The following is a 19,984-nucleotide window of genomic DNA, read 5'->3' on the forward strand; positions in this document are numbered from 1 at the left end:
CAGTAGTTCCCAAACGATCTATATCTATGCAGCAGCGACCGCACCTTGTGTGGCCGATGAGTCAGAGTTTGATGTCACGATTAATAATACACCAGTTGCCGATGAGTTGGATGATGTAACCCGTTGTGATAGTTATGAGCTTCCAGCACTTACCGCAGGCAACCAATATTTCACTGGCTCTGGGGGCACAGGAACAGAATTGTTTGCTGGTGATGATATTACCAGTTCTCAGACGATCTACATTTACTTTGCGGCGACCGCTCCTTGTGTTGCTGATGAATCGGAGTTTGATGTGGAAATTTTGCCGACACCTGGAATCCCTGAAATTGAAACTCAACAAGCGGATTGTATAGGCGGTGATGGAAGCTTTATTTTCGTTGGTGATCCTCAAAATCTTTATTTAAGTTTTGATGATGGAGATAATTTTGAACTATATGATGGTACAATATCTCTTCCAGTTGGAATTTATGATTTCATTATAAAGTACGGAGAAGATGGTTGTGTTAGTGAGCCGGGACAGGTTGAAATTCAGCAACCACCAGCAGTTGAGTTAATTATCAATGCAGAAGTTGTAGAGCCAGATTGTGAGACACTTACAGGGTCTGTACTTATACGAATAGGAGAAAATCCTGATTTAGATACTGGATTTTTCAATTATACAGTTAGTAGTGGAGGTGTTGATTATTACGATAGCGTAAAACAACCAGTTGGAGGTTTCGGAGTATTACCTCCAGGTAATTATGTGATCTTTGGACTTAGTGACGACGGATGTTCCTCTGCTAGAACAGAGATTACCCTTCAGGAACCAATTTGCGTAGTGTTCGAAGGATGTACCTTAGGTTACTGGAAAAATCATACTGATAGATGGGAATGTTACTCAACATGTACTCTTTATGGAGAAGTGTTTAATAATGCACCTTCTGAATTAGCAGATATGACCTTACTGGAAGTATTGAATCAAGGTGGTGGCGGAATCTACAATTTAGGTAGACAATCTGTAGCTGCATTACTTAATACCTGTCATGAAGATGTGAACTATGAAGTTCCATCTACAGACGAGTTGATAGCATATGTTAACTCTAATTTTGACAATGCTGGGGCAGCTGGTAGTTATTTAGACGATTTGAATAACGCTGGTTGTACTCTTGGTGGTTCAAGAGCAACTTCAGAACCTTCTGAAGGTTGCGATGCTCCTGAAGATACTAAACCAGGAAAAGGTAATGGTAGAAACAAAGCTTCAGAAAGTAGCTTTAGTGCTTCTCCGGTACCGTTCAATGAAAAACTGACTGTTAAGTACGACTTTGAGTATACTTCTAAGAAAGTTGAGATCCAGGTTTATGACTTGAGTGGTAGACTTCTTAGAACTTATCATGATAAGAAAGTAACCAGAGGAGATACTAAAGAGCTTGATGTTGATTTCGCTCTAAAAGCAAATCAGGTGTATATAATTAGAATGCAGACAGATCGTGAGGTATTAACCAAAAACGTGGTCTCTTCTAAGAGAAAGTAAATTCAGTTTAATCTTTAAAAAAGAAAGAGCAGCCATTTGGCTGCTCTTTTACTTTTTATATAATCCAAAAAAGTTAATCTTTCAGGATGCTTCTTGAAATTACGATCTTTTGAATTTCAGATGTTCCTTCGTATATCTGGGTGATCTTAGCGTCCCGCATTAATCTTTCTACGTGGTATTCTTTTACATAACCGTTACCACCATGAACCTGAACAGCTTCTATGGTTACATCCATAGCTGTTTTAGAAGCATGTAATTTGGCCATAGCACCACTAAGGTCATAATTTTCTCCCTGGTCTTTATCCCAGGCAGCTTTCATTACCAGGTGCCGGGCAGCAGTAATTTGTGTATGCATATCGGCCAATTTAAAGGCGATTGCCTGGTGGTTGCAAATTTCAGTTCCAAATGCTTTACGTTGTTTTGAATAATCTTTTGCAAGTTCATAGGCTCCAGCCGCAATTCCTAAAGCCTGCGCAGCGATTCCTATTCTACCACCTGAAAGTGTTTTCATAGCGAATTTGAATCCGAAACCATCTTCACCAATTCTATTTTCTTTTGGAACTTTCACATCATTAAAATTAAGTGAATGCGTGTCACTTCCTCTAATTCCTAATTTTTGCTCTTTAGGACCTATTTCAAATCCTTCCCATCCTTTTTCCACGATAAAGGCATTGATCCCCTTATGTTTTTTTTCTTTATCAGTTTGGGCTATTACTAAAAAGTAGTCTCCAGAACTTCCGTTCGTGATCCAGTTTTTCGTACCGTTAAGAATATAATGATCTCCCTTGTCTATTGCAGTTGTTCTTTGAGAAGTTGCATCGCTTCCTGCTTCAGGTTCAGAAAGACAGAAAGCTCCTAGTTTTTCCCCAGTAGTTAATTTTGAAAGATATTTTTTCTTTTGCTCTTCATTACCGAAGGTATCAAGTCCCCAGCAAACCAAAGAATTGTTCACCGACACCATTACAGATGCAGAAGCGTCTATCTTAGAAAGCTCTTCCATAGCCAGGACGTAAGAAATGGTATCCATTCCACCTCCACCATATTCCGGAGAAGCCATCATTCCAAGAAAACCCAGGTCTCCCATTTTTTTAATGAGTTCCTTAGGAAATTCCTGCTTTTCATCTCGCTCTATAACCCCCGGCAATAATTCTGTTTTCGCAAAATCACGGGCGGCATCTCGTATCATTAAATGTTCTTCGGTAAGTTTAAAATCCATATAAAAGAAATTTATAAAAAACTGATTTTTGGACGCCAAAGATAGCCTTTTGATACCTATTTTTCAATTGATATTGAGTATTTTTACGAATATGAAAAAAATGGAATATCGTGTTATTGGTGTTATGTCTGGAACTTCACTTGATGGATTAGATCTTGTATTTTCCGAGATAAACTTTAATGATGAAGTTGATTTTTCTATTGTAAACTCTGAAACTATCCCATATTCAGCAGAGTGGCGCCAAAAACTATCCTCCGCTATTAATTTAGATCCCGGTGCGTTGCATCAATTAGATGTAGAATATACATCGTATTTATCTAAAGTTATCAGTCAGTTTATTAAAAAAAATGATATAGATCTATTGGATGCTGTTTGTAGTCATGGGCATACGGTGAAACATCGGCCAAAAGATGGTATTACATTGCAAATTGGGAATCTGCCACAACTGGGTAAGGCTTTGGGAATTCCAGTAGTTTGCGATTTTAGGGTGCAGGATGTCGAGCTTGGAGGTCAGGGAGCACCACTGGTACCTATTGGGGATAGATTACTTTTTAATCAGTATAAATATTGTATAAACCTGGGAGGCTTTGCTAATATCTCACAGGAGAAAGATTCACAAAGGATAGCCTATGATATTTGTCCGGTTAACACAGTCTCTAATTATTTCATGCAGAAAATTGGAGAAGAATATGATGAGAATGGAAACTTAGCCAGATCTGGAGAACTTAATGAAGAGTTGCTTGCGGAGCTAAATTCTCTTAAATTTTATCGAAAAAAGCCACCCAAATCTTTAGGTATAGAATGGGTGAATTCTGATATACTTCCACTAATTGAAAAGTATAAAATTGAAATTCCTGAAATTCTTAAAACCTATACCGTTCACGTTGCAATACAAATAGCAAAAAGCCTGGATAATGATCCAAGTTCTGATGTGCTTTTAACCGGGGGAGGTGTCTTTAATACTTATCTTATTGAAGAATTAAAATTAAGATCTTCCTGTAATTTCATAATTCCAGATAATCAGGTAATAGATTTTAAAGAAGCCCTTATTTTCGCTTTACTGGGGGTCCTAAAGTTAAGGGGCGAAATAAATGTTCTAAGTTCGGTTACCGGGGCCAAAATTGATCATTCCTCAGGAAGGATCTATGAACCCTGAAAATTTTACCAAATTCTCAAAGTAGCCTGCTTAGTTTTTTATATTTGCTTCAAAATATTTCAAAAATGAAAGAATTACTCAAAGTATACGAAAATAAAGAGCCTGAAATTGTATTTAACTGGAAAGATTCTGAAACTGAAGCTGAAGGATGGACAGTGATAAACTCTCTTAGAGGAGGTGCTGCTGGAGGTGGTACCAGAATGAGAGTAGGTTTGGACCAGAATGAGGTGCTTTCCCTGGCCAAAACTATGGAAGTGAAATTCACTGTTTCAGGACCTCCTATTGGTGGGGCTAAATCTGGAATTAATTTTGATCCTGCAGATCCTCGTAAAAAAGGTGTTTTAGAGCGTTGGTATAAAGCAGTTTCTCCGCTTCTGAAGAGTTATTACGGAACGGGAGGGGATCTTAACGTAGATGAGATCAATGAAGTAATTCCAATTACTGAGGATTGTGGTGTTTGGCATCCGCAAGAAGGAGTTTTTAACGGACACTTTCAGCCGACCGAAGCAGATAAGATCAATAGAATTGGTCAGCTTAGACAAGGGGTGATAAAAGTTTTAGAAAACACTAAGTTTTCTCCAGATATAAGTAGAAAATATACGGTTGCAGATATGATCACTGGTTATGGTGTGGCTGAGGCTGTTCATCATTACTATACCATCTATGGTGGCGATATTAAAGGAAAAAGAGCTATCGTTCAGGGATTTGGAAATGTTGGTTCTGCAGCCGCTTATTACCTATCTCAAATGGGAGCTAAGATCGTTGGGATTATAGATCGTGCCGGCGGACTTATAAATGAAGAAGGGTTCAGCTTTGAAGAGATCCAGCAGATGTTCCTGGATAAAGATGGAAATGCGTTGAGACATGATAATGTAATCCCTTTTGAAGAGGTAAATGAAAAAGTATGGAAGCTAGATGCTGAAATTTTTGCTCCATGTGCTGCTTCAAGATTGATATCTAAAGACCAGATCACCAACCTTATCGATAGAAAACTAGAGGTGATTTCCTGTGGTGCTAACGTACCTTTTGCAGATAAAGAAATTTTCTTTGGACCAATTATGGAGTATACCGATGAGCGCGTAAGTCTAATTCCAGATTTTATTTCAAACTGCGGAATGGCCAGAGTCTTCGCTTATTTTATGGAAAGAAGAGTTCAAATGACCGATGAGGCAATTTTTAATGATACTTCTATGACCATTAAGAATGCTATTCAGAATACTTTTGATAATAATAGCAGTAAGACGAACATCAGTAAAACAGCTTTCGAAGTCGCTCTAAAACAGCTTGTTTAAAAGTTTGTGCAAACATTTTACCACTGCACGTAAAACCGAGATGCTGATTAATTAAATTTGGCTGACAATTAATATCATTAAAGCACGTTACATTAAAAAACCCATTTATACATATGCTTAACTTTTTTCAGCAGGACGAGGTAGCCGAAGCTGCTCAGGCAGCAGAGCCGATCGTAGAAGAAAAGACTCTATCATTATTCGATCTAATGTTTAGTGGAGGTCTTGGCGGTCAAATTATTATTATTATTCTTTTTGTTCTTTTATTCGCGGCAGTCTACATCTATTTTGAAAGATTGTTTGCCATCAAGGCAGCCAGTAAAGTAGATAAGAACTTTATGCTTCAAATTAAAGACAGCGTTTTAAATGGAAATATCGAATCTGCAAAGATGAGATGTGCACAAAGCGATTCACCGGTAGCCAGGCTAACTGAAAAAGGGATCTCCAGGATTGGTAGTCCCTTAGAAGATATAAACACAGCCATTGAAAATGCCGGGCGCCTGGAGGTATATAAGCTAGAGAAGAATGTTAGTATTCTTGCTACGGTAGCAGGAGCAGCACCAATGATTGGTTTCCTTGGGACTGTAATTGGTATGGTGCTTGCATTTCATGAACTGGCAACAAGTAGTGGCCAGGCACAGATGGGAGCCCTTGCAGAAGGTATCTATACTGCGATGACGACTACAGTAGCAGGTTTAATTGTAGGTATTATCGCCTATATTGGTTATAATCACCTGGTTGTAAAAACAGATAAAGTGGTTCATCAAATGGAGGCTACCGCGGTAGACTTCCTGGATCTTCTAAACGAACCTGCTTAATATGAATTTAAGAGGAAGAAATAAAATAAGTCCGGAGTTTAGCATGAGTTCGATGACAGATGTAGTTTTTCTACTGCTCATCTTTTTCATGCTAACCTCACCGGTGATAACTCCTGAGGCTTTGGATCTTATTCTGCCAAAAGCGAAAGGTAAGACGACAAGCAAGACAACTCTTTCTGTTAGTATTACCAAAGATCTTCAGGTTTATATTAATAGTGAAAGAATAAGTAATAGCGCATTAGAATCTACTTTGAAAAGTCGTTTGGCGGGAGAAGAAAATCCTACCATTATTCTAAGAGCTGAAGAAGGAGTGCCTATTGAAAAGGCGGTGAATGTGATGGATATTGCAAACCGAAATAGCTATAAGATAGTATTAGCGGTAAAACCCGAATAGAATGTCGATGCTGGAAACTAAACATGAGAAGAAATCTTTTACGATCACGGTAGTATTACATGTGGTTTTAATACTTCTTTTAATATTTTTCGGCCTTACATATCTTGATCCACCACCTGAAAGCGGTATTGCCATTAATTTTGGAACTTCTGAAGTTGGTTCTGGCAATGAACAGCCTAAAGAGCCTGTGAAATCTGCCCCTAAACAGTCAACAGCCCAGCCGGTAAAATCTGAACCTGTGATCGAGAAGGAAGTGGTGACTCAGGACATCGAAGAAGCTCCGGTGATCGAAAAGAAGAAAAAGAAACCTACACCTTTAGAAACCAAGCAGCCAGAGCCTCCAAAAGAGGTTCCAAAACCTGTTAAGAAGCCAGATCCAAAACCAGATAAATCTACTAATGACGCGTTAAGTAGTATATTGAACGGTCCGGAGAGATCTGGAACAGCTACTGGAGGGGAAGGAAATGATAATGTAGCTGGTGATAAAGGAAGTCCAGATGGAGATCCTAAGGCCAGTTCATATTATGGTCAGGGTGCTGGATTAGATGGAGATGGTAATTACAGACTGGGAGGACGTAAGGCTTTAAACAAAGAAAAGTTCGTGCAGGATTGTAATGAATCTGGAATTGTGGTGGTTAAGATAGTGGTAGATCAAACAGGTCGTGTAATAAGTGCGCAGCCTGGAATGAAAGGGACTACGAATAGCGCTGCCTGTCTAACCGGGCCGGCAAAAAGAGCTGCATTAGCTACAAGATTTAATAGTGATTCCAATGCACCTGCTACCCAGGTAGGGACAATTATATACGACTTTAAACTCACCGAGTAATTGAAAACTTATCAAGATACTGTTGATTGGATGTTTCAGCAGTTACCTATGTATCAAAGAATAGGTAAACAGGCTTTCAAAAAAGATCTTTCTAATACCTTGAAGCTTGCAGAACATCTAGATCATCCAGAAAGCAAATTTAAGAGTATTCATGTTGCCGGGACTAATGGTAAGGGATCGGTAAGTCATATGCTGGCCTCGGTATTTCAATCGGCAGGATTTAAGACAGGTCTATACACTTCACCACATTTAAAAGATTTTCGGGAAAGGATCAGGATCGATGGAAAAATGATCTCTCAGGAAAAGGTTATTTCTTTTATAGGAGAAAATCAAATCTTTCTAGGGCAGAATAGGCTTAGTTTTTTTGAAATGACCGTAGGTATGGCTTTTGACTATTTTGCTAATGAGAAGGTAGATATAGCCATTATAGAGACCGGTATGGGTGGTAGATTGGATTCTACTAATATTATAACGCCAGAACTCTCTGTGATTACTAATATAGGATTGGATCATACGGCATTTTTGGGTGAAGATCTAGGTGCCATTGCATTTGAAAAAGCAGGTATAATCAAAGAAGAAATACCTGTGGTAATAGGAGAGAAGCATATAAAAACCAAAGAGGTTTTCAGAAAAAGTGCCAAGGAACAGAACTCTAAAATTTACTTCGCACAGGACAACTCTTTTCCCAAGTATCAAACTGATCTAAAAGGATCGTACCAGAAGAAAAATTTAAGAACTGCACTATCCTCTTTAAAAGTGAGTAAGGATCTTGGTTGGGAAATTTCCGAAGAGGCTTTAATAAATGGTCTTCAAAACGTAAAACTGCATACGGGACTTCAGGGAAGATGGGATGTGATCAGGGAAAAACCAAAAGTGATCTGTGATACAGCTCATAATGCAGAAGGATTAAAGCTGGTATTAAAACAATTGAAAAAGGAGAAATTTCAGCAATTACATATTGTACTTGGGGTTGTAAATGATAAAGATCTTAGTACTATTCTTCCTTTATTTCCAAAAGAGGCTAGGTATTACTTCTCTAAACCAGACGTTCCCAGAGGGCTTGATTCAATTCTTTTAAAGAATTCAGCTTCAAATTACGACCTCGAAGGTGATAATTATGAAAGCGTTCATGAGGCTTTTTTAGCTGCTGAAGAAGAGGCTTTAGATGAAGACGTAATCTTTATTGGAGGAAGTAATTTTACAGTTGCTGAAGCTTTATAATTGAAAAGATTAGGTAGATGTAAAATTTAACTTATCTTTATAACACTCTGTTTAACAATAAATTAAAATAGAATCCCCCATCCTGCCTTATAACTTTCTTGTGTTATAACCCATCCCTACTGCGTTAGTCAACTTTTTAGCTATGATTTTTATTAACAAAAAATCCAACTAAAAATGAAAACAATTGCAAAACTATTAGTCTTTGTATTCATGATCTCTCTTAGCGGAGTTGCCATGAGTCAGGAAGAAACTGAACAGTCACAGGAGCAAGCCTATGAACCCGTTTACATCACGATGACAACTACGCACTGGAGCGATAATCCAGATGCCGATTTCTCAGATTGGTTAGAAACCGAAAAAGAGTATTTCGAGAATGTTACCAGTAAGAACGATCTAATTATTAGTTCAGGAGTCTATACTCACTATTTTACTGCAGATAATTCTGAAGTTGTTTTGGTTAGTGTCTACAGAACCTGGGAAGACATCGAAAAGGCAAATGATGTAAATATGGAGTTAATTGAAAAAGCCTGGCCTAATGAAGATGAAAGGCAGGCATTCTTTGATAAGCAATCCAGTTATTATAAAGCAGATCATAAGGATGAGATTTACCAGTCTATGAGCTATATGATTCCAGAAACGGAATCGGATGAATCCAGGATCTTTTATGTGAGAAGTAGTGATCTTGCGATGGACGGAAAAGGTTCGCCTGAAAAATTCAAGGAGTATTATGAGAAAGTGACCAAGAAGAGTAAGAAACTTAAGGGCTACTATACTCATAGACATTTGTGGGGGTCTAATAGCCGGGAAATGAGTGAAGTATATGTTTTTGATAAACTTGGAGAGATAGAAGAGTTTTTTGAAGAACAGGAAGAACTGGCGGCCTCTGCCTGGAATGATGAAAATGAAAGAGGAGAGTTTATGAAAGAAATGAATAAACTTTTTACAGGTAAACATTCAGATTACGTCTACCGCAGTGTACCTGAATTAATGAAATAATCAACTGGCCCTGAGCTGCTTGGTTCAGGGCCTTTTTTAATTTTTAATGCTGGAATTTTCAATGGTAAAAAATATTTTATTTTTCGTTCAAATTGTTTTGTGTAATTGAAATTCTAGTCTATATTTGCATCCGCAATCACGCAAGGGCGCGTAGCTCAGTTGGTTCAGAGCACTTGGTTTACACCCAAGGGGTCAGGGGTTCGAATCCCTTCGCGCCCACAAAGTCGAAAAGGCTTCCAGAAATGGAAGCCTTTTTTATTTTATAGTATTAAATTATCTTCGTGGACCAGGTTATTTCCGTGTGATTTATAAAACTAGATCCTGAGATTCTGTTTTTTAAAGCTAGTTATACTTATAAGCTAGAGGATTGTTTCGGTAATGAACGGATAATGTGCATGAATCTACAGTATTATGTGTGAATTATGATGGATTTGGGATAGTTAGTATTATAACACAAATCTTTCTGCGGATTCCGCTTACAGGTTATAATTCAGATAAGACGGGGTTGTTCTGCTGTAATAGGTAAAGTCGTGTTGCTATTTTTTTATATTATCAAGATTCGTTTCAGTTAATCATTATATTAGCTCGAAATTTGGAGTGTTAGCTCAGTTGGTTCAGAGCATTACCTTGACAGGGTAGGGGTCACTGGTTCGAATCCAGTACACTTCACAATAATAAAACCTCACTTAATGGTGAGGTTTTATTATTTTGGGGAATATATATTCCAATAGATCATTTTAATCTATTATGAAGCTTTATATCTGTTTATTGCCATTCAGATAAAAGAAGATTGGAGAATGTATTTGCTTCAATCAGTGAAAAAATAAATATCAGCATAGCTCTTATTTTTTTATAGAACCTAAAGTTCTTTCTAGGGCCATGCCTCTGGAACCTTTTATAAGGAAGTAGCAATTTTGAAAATTGCTGCCCTGCAGGTGTTCTATTAAATGGTCCGTATCTCTGAATCTAAAAATGAAATTATTATTTGAATCAGTGTTCTTGAAATTATTACCAACAAGGTATGATTCAGAAAAATCGCTGTTTTTCACATAATTTGCGATGACCTGGTGCTCTGTAGGTGCTGCACTTCCTAACTCGAACATGTCACCTAAAATTGCGATTTTCTGCTTATCGGTTCTTAGACTTTTGAAATTTTCCAGGGCAGCGAACATACTAGTTGGATTTGCGTTATACGCATCAAGGATAATTATATTGCTGCCACTTTTAATTAACTGGGAGCGGTTATTGTCTGAATTATAGCTTTCAATTGCCTTTTGTATTTCAGAAAATTCAACTTTAAAGTATAGGCCAATACAAAGCGCTGCAGCCATATTGGTAGCATTGTAATTTCCGGTTAACTTGCTTTTAAAATCTGTGTTGTTATAGTTTAGCTGTGCATTAGCTAACCCAGATTGATAATTAAGCTTTACATCTGCATGTCTGCTTTCTCCAAAACTAAAGGTGTGGTTGTAATTCCTGTGTTTCATCTGGACTTCGTCATCAACATTCAGAAATATTAATTTATGTTTTTCCTGGAGAAATCTGTATAACTCAGTTTTCGCCTGTATGACCCCTTCAAGGCTTCCAAAACCTTCCAGGTGTGCTTTTCCAAAATTGGTGATATAGCCATAATCTGGATTGGCTATGGAGCAGAGAAATTCAATCTCCTGCGGGTGGTTTGCACCCATTTCCACAATTCCAAACTCAGTTTGATTATCCATTGACAGTAATGTAAGTGGTACGCCAATATGATTGTTTAGATTCCCCGTGGTAGCAACAGTTTTAAATTTTCTAGAAAGGACAGAATTCACAAGCTCTTTGGTGGTAGTTTTTCCATTGCTCCCCGTGATGGCTAGAATAGGTAGCCTAAGAAAATTTCGGTGGAAAAGTGCAAGTTTCTGTAATGTTTCCAGGGTGTTCTTAACTATTATATAGTCTTCTTTGTTCCTGGCATATTTCTTATCATCTACAACTGCATAACGGGCTCCTTTCTTTAATGCCTCTTCAGCATATTCATTTCCATTAAAATTGTCCCCGGTAAGGGCAAAGAACATACTGTTATTTGTGATTTTACGAGTATCTGTGTCTGCACCTGTGCAAAGCAGGAAACGTTGATGGAGTCTAGCTGTATTCATAAAATAAATCTATAAAAAAAGCCCTAAACAAATTAGGGCTTTAAGTATATTTTATGTTACAGAAATTAATTACTTCTTGCAGTCTTATTTTTATCTAAGGATTTTGATCCAACTCTGGACATTGCATTTCTAAATCCAATATAGTCTGTTGCCATATCCTCTGGGAAGAATCTACGCTGTGCAGGATCTAGCCAGTAAGCTCTATCTCTCCAGCTACCTCCTTTATATACTCTAACTTCGTTACTGATAAGAGTGGTTCTTTGTTCTTTGTCGTACCCTCTTTCAGAAATAGCTCCTTCAGAAGTGCTATCTGCGTAAGAGAAATTATCATAAGTAGGAGAGTTGTACATTCTTTTTGCAGGATCTTCATCTACTTCCTGGAAAGGCTGGTAATATCTGCTTGAACTTTTATCTCCATCACGGAAATCTCTTTGATCACTTTCTGTAAAGTTAGTTCTCATGTAAGTATCTTCCTTTGTAACGGCTGTTTGAGCAATTTCACCTGGTAAGTTTCTAGCTACTAACTTTCCATTACTAAGTGTGTCATAGACAATATCATCTGTTCCTACAACCTTTACAGAACCATCTTCATTGATCTCATGTTTGGTGTAAACGTTACCACGATAATAGTTGAAGTCGTTAAATTCGTCGTCTACTATAGGGCGATAAACATCTGCTACCCATTCTGAAACGTTTCCAGCCATATCGTAAAGACCAAAATCATTTGGTTCGTAGCTTTTTACTTCAGCAGTAATATCTGCTCCATCATCACTCCATCCGGCAATTCCACCATAATCACCATCTCCCTGTTTGAAGTTGGCTAGCTGGTCACCCATTTTCTTAACATCACCATTTCTGGTGTATTGTCCATCCCATGGATATTTTTTTCTACCACGGTAAGTATTATAGTTTCTTATTCCTACAAGTCCTAATGCAGCATATTCCCATTCAGCTTCAGTTGGAAGTCTGTATTCTGGATATATCAAACCGCTTTCTCTGCCCGGGTATACCTTTTTGATAGGATTTCCGGCTTCATTTACATCATTCAGCCTGTCCTGGGCTTCATCTCCACCCTGGCTAATTTCGGTGTTACCACCATAAGCCTTACTAGGCGTATGAATATAAGTGTCTGTATTAAAAGTGGTAGATGCATTGACATCTGTATATCTGGCACCTTCTTTTATGAAGCCTTCGCTTTCAAGATTGCTTTCATTTACACGGTCTGTTCTCCATTTACTAAATTCCACGGCCTGGATCCAGCTAACTCCCACTACAGGATATTCAGCATAGGCAGGGTGGCGTAGATAATTTGTAACCATGGTTTCATTATAACCTAGCCTATTCCTCCACACAAGTGTATCTGGAAGGGCTCCATTATAAATGTTCTTATAATTTTCCTCACTAGGTGGGAAAACTCTTCTTAACCAGTCAAGGTATTCCAGGTACATTTTATTAGTAACTTCAGTCTCATCCATATAGAAAGACTGTACATGTTGTTGTGTTGGAGTGTTGTTCCAGTCGTGCATTGGATCATCCTGAACACGCCCCATAGTGTAGGTACCACCTTCAACAAAAACTAATCCCGGAGCAGCATCCTGTTCCTTATAATCTGTATTGTACTGAAATCCACCTTCGTCAGAATTTATATCCCAACCGGTGGCACGGGAGGTATTTTTGTAATTGTTGGATTTGTTACAACTAAGTAAACTAAGGCCGCAAACTACAGCAATAACGCCTTTTAAAGCTACATTCAATTTCATATGATTTCCTTCTTTATGATAGAAATTTAGGCTCTGCAATATACTAATTAACGATAAATGTACAAGATTATTTTGTTAATTATGAAAGTAGTAAAGATCGTATAACTCTCTGATATGCTATGACCTATGATTGATTTATATTCGGTTTATTTTTAGGGTTTTAAGTTTGAAAATTTCTGGGATTAATAAACGCACAAAAAAAAGAAAAATTGTCCTGTAATTTTAAAGGTTGTCGATTTTAATTGTCTCTTGACCGAAGCTTGCAATAATTTCAATTATTTTGAGTTATATTCATTAACCCTTACAAATTCAACGTCTTAATTTTAATGTGGTTATACCGGCTAAGAAAGCTTTTTCGACCATCTGGTCTTTCTTAACAGGAATATTACTATATATTTGTTTATCATTAACTACTATGATGAAAAAAATTACATTCTTTTTGATTGCGGCAGTTTTATTTGCCGATTTCTCAGGTTTTGCGCAAAACGACAGAGATAGAGTTATAACTACTGCTGTTCCATTTCTATTAGTAGCTGCAGATGCCAGGGCGGCTGGAATGGGTGATCAGGGTGTTGCAACTTCGCCAGATGTTTTTTCCCAACAGTGGAATCCGGCTAAATATGCATTTGCTACGAGAGAAAATGGCGTCGCCGTAACATATACACCTTATCTGTCTGAAATCGTTAATGATATATTTCTTGGGAGTATAAATTATTCTCATAAGTTAAATGATCGTAGTGCTGTTTCAACAAGTTTAAGATATTTCAGTCTTGGGTCTATAGAGACTAGGGGGAGTTTTGAAGAGAGTCCTATTTTGGTGAATCCTAATGAGATGACCTTCGATGTCTCTTATGCATTGAAATTAAGTGAAACCTTTTCCATGGCGGTTGCCGGAAGATATTTAAGATCTGATCTTGGTTTGCAAGACAATGAGGATCTTGGTGCCGCTTCTACTTTTGGAGTAGATGTTGCCGCATATTATGAAGGGGAGCAATTAACTTTTAGTGGGTTTGATGCGCAGTGGAGATTAGGAGCGAATATTGCTAATATAGGCCCGAAAATGAAATATGATGATGCCGGGCAGGAAAACTTTATTCCTACCAATCTTAAATTAGGAGCTGGATTTGATTTTATATTTGATACACAGAACCGTCTAGGCACATATGTCGAATTTAATAAATTACTGGTTCCAACTCCACAAGATTTTGATGGTGATGGCGATATAGACGGAGAGGATGATGAAGAGTATAATGAAATTGGATCTATAGAAGGTGTTTTTAAATCTCTCGGAGATGCTCCAGATGGATTTTCAGAAGAGTTGAAGGAAGTAACAATGGCAATTGGTGCCGAGTACTGGTATCAGGAAAAATTTGCTTTGAGATTGGGTTACTTTAATGAAAGTGAAGAAAAAGGATTCAGAAGATTCTTTTCTTTAGGAGCCGGTTTTGCTTATGAATCTATTGTAATTGATGCTTCCTACCTATTTTCCACATCTTCTGTTCCAAGTCCTTTAGAAGGAACACTTAGGTTTGGGTTGAGTTATAATTTTGGAGATAGCTTCAACAATTAGAAATTCAATTATTCTTAAAACTATCTTATTAAAACTGGAAACTGCTTAGGTTTCCATTACCTTGTCTTCCCAATAATTTAATATGAAGCCACTTACTATTACTTCCCGTTTGGAAGTTTATGATTCTATAGATGAGGTCCCGCAGGATGTTCAGGATCTTATGCAAAAAGCTATTGAAGTTAGAGATGCAGCTTATGCTCCCTACTCCAATTTTAAAGTTGGAGCCGCAATTTATTTGGAGAATGAAGAGATTGTCGTGGGGAGCAATCAGGAAAATGCATCTTATCCATCTGGACTTTGTGCTGAAAGAACTGCGGTTTACTACGCCGGCGCAAAATTTCCGGAAGCCAGAATTCTTAGAATCGCCATTTCAGCAAAATCAATGAGACATAAAGTTGTTTCTCCGGTACCGCCTTGTGGTGCTTGTAGACAGGCATTAGTGGAGTATGAAGTAAAACAGGAAGATCCTATAGAGCTATACTTTATGGGCGAAACCGGCAAAGTTGTAAAAGCCGATTCGGTCAAGGATTTACTGCCTTTAGTTTTCGATAGTACCTGCCTATAAGGTTTTCGTTATTTTTTGCTTGAAAACTGTTTTCGTTTCTTATCGAAAATAGTATTTTTGTTATCCGCTTGGCAAAACCAATCTGTCTGGCCTTTAAATATAAATTTTAGATGAAGAAAATTACAAAAGCCACATACTTAAAGTGGTACGAGGATATGTTGTTCTGGCGTAAATTCGAAGATAAGCTTGCGCAGGTTTATATTCAACAAAAAGTTAGAGGATTTTTACATTTATATAACGGGCAGGAAGCTATTTTGGCGGGAGCACTTCATGCAATGGATCTTGAAAAAGATCGTATGATCACCGCATATCGAAATCACGTTCAGCCAATCGGTATGGGTGTAGATCCTAAAAAAGTGATGGCAGAACTTTATGGTAAGAAAACCGGGACCTCAATGGGGCTTGGTGGTTCCATGCACATCTTCGCTAAAGAACAAAGATTTTATGGAGGTCACGGAATCGTTGGTGGTCAAATTCCACTAGGTGCCGGGCTTGCATTTGCAGATAAATACCATAAACGAGACAACGTTACCTTAACTTTTATGGGTGATGGTGCTGTTAGACAGGGTGCTCTTCATGAAACGCTTAATATGGCGGTGAACTGGAACCTTCCAGTAGTTTTCTGTGTAGAGAATAATGGATATGCAATGGGAACTTCTGTTGCGCGTACCTCTAAAGATACAGAGATATGGAAACTTGGTAATGGTTATGAAATGCCATGTGGGCCTGTAGATGCAATGGATCCTGTTAAAGTTGCTGAGGCACTTGACGAGGCGATCACCAGAGCAAGAAAAGGAAATGGACCTACATTCCTTGAATTAAAGACATATCGTTACCGTGGTCACTCTATGAGTGATGCTCAAAAATACAGAACTAAGGATGAGGTTGCTGATTATCAGAAACTGGATCCTATTGCTAAAGTTCGTGATATAATTAAGGAGAAGAAATACGCTTCAGATAAAGAGATCAAAGAAATCGATAAACGCGTTAAGGATAAAGTTTCAGAATGTGAGAAATTCGCAGATGAATCTGATTTCCCAGACAAGAATATTATGTATGACGTTGTTTACGAACAGGAGGATTATCCGTTTCTATCACATAAATTAGACTAGATTATGGCAGAGGTTATCAAAATGCCGCGACTTAGCGATACTATGGAAGAAGGTACCGTTGCAAAGTGGCTGAAACAAAAAGGAGATAAAGTAGAAGAAGGAGATATTCTGGCTGAAATCGAAACTGATAAAGCCACGATGGAATTCGAATCGTTTTATGAAGGTACTTTGCTTCATATTGGTGTTGAAGAGGGTGATGGAGCACCGGTAGACGAATTACTTGCGATCATTGGTGAAGAAGGAGAAGATATTTCAGATCTTATTAATGGAGGCGGAAGTGATGATGCTGATGATAAGAAAGAAGATAAAAAGAAAGAAGATAAGTCTGAAGAAAAGGATTCTAAAGACGATTCAGAATCTGATGATGAGGGAGATGATTCTGATGAGGAAGGTGATGACTCTGAAGATTCAGAAGAAGGAGATGTTCCTGAAGGCGTAGAAATTATAAATATGCCTCGTTTAAGTGACACCATGGAAGAAGGTACTGTGGCTGCATGGCTTAAGCAAGAAGGAGATAAAGTAGAAGAAGGAGATATCCTGGCTGAGATCGAGACCGATAAAGCCACAATGGAATTCGAATCTTTCTACGAAGGAACTCTTTTGAAAATTGGAATTCAGGAAGGTGAATCTGCAAAAGTAGATAGTCTTTTGGCTATTATAGGGCCTGAAGGAACCGATGTTTCTAAAATTGGAACTTCTGGTGGTGGATCTAAAAAGTCTAAAAAATCTGAATCTAAATCTGAAGATAAATCTACAGAGGAAGATTCAAAAGATAAAAAGGAATCTAAGTCTCAAACTGAAACTAAAGATGGAGGCCGAATTTTTGCTTCTCCTTTAGCTAAGAAAATGGCCGAAGATAAAGGCATCGATCTTTCTAATGTAAAAGGATCTGGTGAAAATGGAAGGATTGTAAAGAAGGATATAGAGAACTTTAAAGAGTCCGATAAGCCGGTTGAAGCGAAAGCAGATTCTGATGAAAAGACTACAGCATCAGTTCAGCCTTACACTCCGGCAGGAGAAGAAAGTTTTGAGGACCGTAAGAATTCTCAAATGCGTAAGGTGATTGCCAAGCGTCTTGGAGAGTCTAAATTTACTGCTCCGCATTACTATCTTACTATAGAGGTGGATATGGCAAATGCAATGTCTTCGAGAAAGCATATTAATGAAATGCCAGATGTTAAGGTATCTTTCAACGATATGGTGATCAAAGCTTCGGCAATGGCACTAAGAAAACATCCGCAGGTAAATAGTCAGTGGACAGGAGATACTACGAAAATTGCAAAGCATATCCATATGGGAGTTGCGGTAGCGGTAGAAGAAGGTCTTGTGGTTCCTGTACTAAAGTTTGCAGACCAGATGTCATTAACTCAAATTGGAGGAAACGTAAAAGATCTTGCTGGTAAAGCGAGAAACAAAAAGATACAGCCGGCCGAAATGGAAGGAAGTACTTTTACTGTTTCTAACCTGGGAATGTTCGGAATTGTAGAATTTACAAGTATCATCAATCAGCCAAACTCAGCAATCCTTTCAGTAGGAACTATTGTGGAAAAGCCGGTTGTTAAGAATGGAGAAATTGTAGTTGGAAATACTATGAAGCTTACTCTTGCCTGCGACCATAGAACAGTAGATGGTGCGACTGGAGCAGCCTTCCTGCAAACTTTAAAAACTTATCTTGAAAATCCGGTTACCATGCTGGCTTAATTCAAGCTTTGAATAATATTTTGAATCCCGCTTAATCGCGGGATTTTTTTATCTTTAGCAGTATGAGAAAACATACATCAATATCAGGTATCGCGGTATTTACTATAATGCTCTTTTTAGTTCAGGTGGGATTTGCTCAGTCTACTTTAGATAGATCTATTGAGGTTTCTGTCGCTGAGGTTCAGGAAGATCTAAATTATCTATCATCAGATGAATTAGCAGGAAGAAATACCGGGTCTGAAGGAATTGAAAAAGCTGCAGTTTATATAGAAAAACATTTTTCAGATCTCGGGATCAAACCTTACTTTGAAACTTATAGAGATAATTATACGATAGGTGAAAAGAAAGCTTTTAATGTTGTTGGTCTTCTAAAAGGTACAGATGAAGATCTTAAAGATGAATATATCCTGATTGGTGCTCACTATGATCACATTGGTCACGGTAAAGAAGTAGATGGCGACGTGATCGCGAATGGAGCTAATGATAATGCAGCCGGGACGGTTGGGGTTATGCACCTTGCAAAGCATTTAGCTGAAATTGGCGCTAATAAGAGAAGTATCATATTTGCTTTATTTTCTGGTGAGGAGATGGGCTTGAAAGGTTCTGAGCATCTTGCTGGAAAATTGAAAATGGAAGGTGTCGATCTTTATACAATGATCAATTTAGAGATGATAGGTGTGCCTATGAAAGCGAAAGATTATCAGGCTTATATCACAGGTTTTGAAAGATCTAATCTGGCTGAAAAATTCAACGAATATTCAGCTGGAGATAAAGTATTAGGCTTTTTGCCTCAGGCGGGTCAAATGAATCTTTTTAAGCGTAGTGATAATTACCCTTTTTATAAGGAATTCAAAGTGCCTTCTCAAACGATTTGTACTTTCGATTTCTCTAACTATCCTTATTACCATCATGTAGATGATGAAGCTGAATTTTTAGATGCAGGCCATATGGCTTCTTTAATTGAAAATCTTATCCCTGGTTTGCATAAAATGTCTAATACAGCTGAGAAGGAAATTAAAATGACTGAATAATGAAGAATATAGTTATTACTGGTACAAGTAGAGGAATTGGTTTTGAAATGGTTGCAATATTTGCCGGGATGGGACATAATGTTTTAGCCCTTTCCCGGGATGAGAAACCTGTTAAGGAAAAGAATTTAGAAAACGTAAAAGCATTTTCATTTGATATTACTAGTGAAGACAGTCATTTAAAGGCTGAAAGTTTTATTACTCATGAATGGGGTTCTAAAGTAGATGTACTTATTAATAATGCCGGGGCACTTCTAAATAAACCATTTTCAGATTCAACCTGGGAAGATTTTAGCGAGGTATATAAGGTAAATGTTTTTGGAGTGGCAGAAGTGACCAGGAAATTACTTCCTTTTATGCATAAAGGATCTCATGTTGTAAATATAAGTAGCATGGGTGGGATTCAGGGGAGTATGAAGTTTCCGGGACTTGCGGCATATAGCAGTAGTAAAGGTGCATTATTAACGCTTACCGAATTACTTGCTGAAGAATATAAAGAAACCGGACCTTCATTCAATGCTTTAGCGCTAGGAGCAGTACAGACAGAAATGCTGGAAGAAGCTTTTCCAGGATATGAGGCGCCGGTTTCGGCAAAGGAAATGGCGCAATATATTGCTGAATTTAGTTTAACGGGGCATAAGCTCTATAATGGTAAAATAATGCAGGTGTCTAATAGTACACCATAAA

Annotated in this window: 17 protein-coding genes and 2 tRNA genes; 16 read left to right on the forward strand and 3 right to left on the reverse strand. The window is 37.9% G+C overall.

What is annotated here, in order from left to right:
• The coding region (locus tag G530_RS17690; RefSeq protein WP_035715941.1) for a T9SS type A sorting domain-containing protein at positions 1-1,510 on the forward strand (1,510 nt) is incomplete at its 5' end.
• Between the two features lie 73 nt (positions 1,511-1,583).
• Here the strand turns inward: G530_RS17690 and G530_RS0104990 are convergent.
• Positions 1,584-2,726 (reverse strand): acyl-CoA dehydrogenase, encoded by a 1,143-nt coding sequence (locus G530_RS0104990; RefSeq protein ID WP_026933488.1) that lies wholly within the window; start codon positions 2,724-2,726, stop codon positions 1,584-1,586.
• Between the two features lie 28 nt (positions 2,727-2,754).
• Here G530_RS0104990 and G530_RS0104995 point away from each other — a divergent pair, with 28 nt between their 5' ends.
• The 9 genes from G530_RS0104995 (at position 2,755) to G530_RS0105035 (ending at position 10,095) form a co-directional block, all read left to right on the forward strand.
• Positions 2,755-3,882 (forward strand): anhydro-N-acetylmuramic acid kinase, encoded by a 1,128-nt coding sequence (locus G530_RS0104995; RefSeq protein ID WP_340139844.1) that lies wholly within the window; start codon positions 2,755-2,757, stop codon positions 3,880-3,882.
• A gap of 65 nt (positions 3,883-3,947) precedes the next feature.
• Complete coding sequence (locus G530_RS0105000) at positions 3,948-5,174, forward strand: Glu/Leu/Phe/Val dehydrogenase dimerization domain-containing protein (protein ID WP_026933490.1); 1,227 nt, start codon at positions 3,948-3,950, stop codon at positions 5,172-5,174.
• A gap of 113 nt (positions 5,175-5,287) precedes the next feature.
• Entirely contained in the window at positions 5,288-5,989 is a 702-nt protein-coding gene (locus G530_RS0105005) for a MotA/TolQ/ExbB proton channel family protein (RefSeq protein WP_026933491.1), read from the forward strand.
• A gap of 1 nt (position 5,990) precedes the next feature.
• Positions 5,991-6,383 (forward strand): ExbD/TolR family protein, encoded by a 393-nt coding sequence (locus G530_RS0105010; protein WP_026933492.1) that lies wholly within the window; start codon positions 5,991-5,993, stop codon positions 6,381-6,383.
• Position 6,384: 1 nt separating this feature from the next.
• Positions 6,385-7,209: a hypothetical protein gene (locus G530_RS0105015; RefSeq protein WP_026933493.1), complete on the forward strand. Its 825-nt coding sequence runs from the start codon at positions 6,385-6,387 to the stop codon at positions 7,207-7,209.
• On the forward strand, positions 7,210-8,430 hold the full coding sequence (locus G530_RS0105020) for a bifunctional folylpolyglutamate synthase/dihydrofolate synthase (RefSeq protein WP_026933494.1): 1,221 nt from the start codon (positions 7,210-7,212) through the stop codon (positions 8,428-8,430).
• A 174-nt stretch (positions 8,431-8,604) separates the two neighbouring features.
• Positions 8,605-9,426: a hypothetical protein gene (locus G530_RS0105025; protein WP_026933495.1), complete on the forward strand. Its 822-nt coding sequence runs from the start codon at positions 8,605-8,607 to the stop codon at positions 9,424-9,426.
• Positions 9,427-9,570: 144 nt separating this feature from the next.
• Positions 9,571-9,645: transfer RNA gene (locus G530_RS0105030), tRNA-Val, on the forward strand.
• Between the two features lie 375 nt (positions 9,646-10,020).
• Positions 10,021-10,095, forward strand: a tRNA-Val gene (locus G530_RS0105035).
• A 173-nt stretch (positions 10,096-10,268) separates the two neighbouring features.
• Here G530_RS0105035 and G530_RS0105040 read toward each other — a convergent pair.
• Positions 10,269-11,561 (reverse strand): UDP-N-acetylmuramoyl-tripeptide--D-alanyl-D-alanine ligase, encoded by a 1,293-nt coding sequence (locus G530_RS0105040; protein ID WP_026933496.1) that lies wholly within the window; start codon positions 11,559-11,561, stop codon positions 10,269-10,271.
• Between the two features lie 65 nt (positions 11,562-11,626).
• Positions 11,627-13,321: a gliding motility lipoprotein GldJ gene (gene gldJ / locus G530_RS0105045; protein ID WP_026933497.1), complete on the reverse strand. Its 1,695-nt coding sequence runs from the start codon at positions 13,319-13,321 to the stop codon at positions 11,627-11,629.
• A 418-nt stretch (positions 13,322-13,739) separates the two neighbouring features.
• Between gldJ and porV the strand changes: the two genes are divergently transcribed.
• The 6 genes from porV (at position 13,740) to G530_RS0105075 (ending at position 19,983) form a co-directional block, all read left to right on the forward strand.
• Positions 13,740-14,891 (forward strand): type IX secretion system outer membrane channel protein PorV, encoded by a 1,152-nt coding sequence (porV, locus tag G530_RS0105050; protein WP_026933498.1) that lies wholly within the window; start codon positions 13,740-13,742, stop codon positions 14,889-14,891.
• A gap of 82 nt (positions 14,892-14,973) precedes the next feature.
• Positions 14,974-15,456, forward strand: coding sequence for a cytidine deaminase (gene cdd, locus G530_RS0105055; RefSeq protein WP_026933499.1), 483 nt, complete (start codon positions 14,974-14,976; stop codon positions 15,454-15,456).
• A 110-nt stretch (positions 15,457-15,566) separates the two neighbouring features.
• Complete coding sequence (gene pdhA, locus G530_RS0105060; protein ID WP_026933500.1) at positions 15,567-16,568, forward strand: pyruvate dehydrogenase (acetyl-transferring) E1 component subunit alpha; 1,002 nt, start codon at positions 15,567-15,569, stop codon at positions 16,566-16,568.
• A 3-nt stretch (positions 16,569-16,571) separates the two neighbouring features.
• A complete protein-coding gene (locus G530_RS0105065) occupies positions 16,572-18,269 on the forward strand; it encodes a pyruvate dehydrogenase complex dihydrolipoamide acetyltransferase (protein WP_026933501.1) in 1,698 nt (565 codons plus the stop codon).
• Between the two features lie 62 nt (positions 18,270-18,331).
• Positions 18,332-19,300: a M20/M25/M40 family metallo-hydrolase gene (locus G530_RS0105070; RefSeq protein WP_026933502.1), complete on the forward strand. Its 969-nt coding sequence runs from the start codon at positions 18,332-18,334 to the stop codon at positions 19,298-19,300.
• On the forward strand, positions 19,300-19,983 hold the full coding sequence (locus G530_RS0105075; protein ID WP_026933503.1) for an SDR family NAD(P)-dependent oxidoreductase: 684 nt from the start codon (positions 19,300-19,302) through the stop codon (positions 19,981-19,983). The genes G530_RS0105070 and G530_RS0105075 overlap by 1 nt, the downstream gene beginning before the upstream one ends.
• The last annotated feature ends 1 nt before the right edge of the window (position 19,984 follow it).

Origin of the sequence: Christiangramia echinicola DSM 19838, assembly GCF_000423065.1 — a bacterium.
GTDB classification, from domain to species: Bacteria; Bacteroidota; Bacteroidia; order Flavobacteriales; family Flavobacteriaceae; genus Christiangramia; species Christiangramia echinicola.

Coding starts and splice junctions, on each gene's coding strand:
- G530_RS0105070 (WP_026933502.1), top strand. CDS start 18,332: ATGAGAAAACATACATCAATATCAGGTATCGCGGTATTTACTATAATG.
- pdhA (WP_026933500.1), top strand. CDS start 15,567: ATGAAGAAAATTACAAAAGCCACATACTTAAAGTGGTACGAGGATATG.
- G530_RS0105075 (WP_026933503.1), top strand. CDS start 19,300: ATGAAGAATATAGTTATTACTGGTACAAGTAGAGGAATTGGTTTTGAA.
- cdd (WP_026933499.1), top strand. CDS start 14,974: ATGAAGCCACTTACTATTACTTCCCGTTTGGAAGTTTATGATTCTATA.
- gldJ (WP_026933497.1), bottom strand. CDS start 13,321: ATGAAATTGAATGTAGCTTTAAAAGGCGTTATTGCTGTAGTTTGCGGC.
- G530_RS0105025 (WP_026933495.1), top strand. CDS start 8,605: ATGAAAACAATTGCAAAACTATTAGTCTTTGTATTCATGATCTCTCTT.
- G530_RS0105005 (WP_026933491.1), top strand. CDS start 5,288: ATGCTTAACTTTTTTCAGCAGGACGAGGTAGCCGAAGCTGCTCAGGCA.
- G530_RS0105040 (WP_026933496.1), bottom strand. CDS start 11,561: ATGAATACAGCTAGACTCCATCAACGTTTCCTGCTTTGCACAGGTGCA.
- porV (WP_026933498.1), top strand. CDS start 13,740: ATGAAAAAAATTACATTCTTTTTGATTGCGGCAGTTTTATTTGCCGAT.
- G530_RS0105015 (WP_026933493.1), top strand. CDS start 6,385: ATGTCGATGCTGGAAACTAAACATGAGAAGAAATCTTTTACGATCACG.
- G530_RS0104990 (WP_026933488.1), bottom strand. CDS start 2,726: ATGGATTTTAAACTTACCGAAGAACATTTAATGATACGAGATGCCGCC.
- G530_RS0105065 (WP_026933501.1), top strand. CDS start 16,572: ATGGCAGAGGTTATCAAAATGCCGCGACTTAGCGATACTATGGAAGAA.
- G530_RS0105000 (WP_026933490.1), top strand. CDS start 3,948: ATGAAAGAATTACTCAAAGTATACGAAAATAAAGAGCCTGAAATTGTA.
- G530_RS0105010 (WP_026933492.1), top strand. CDS start 5,991: ATGAATTTAAGAGGAAGAAATAAAATAAGTCCGGAGTTTAGCATGAGT.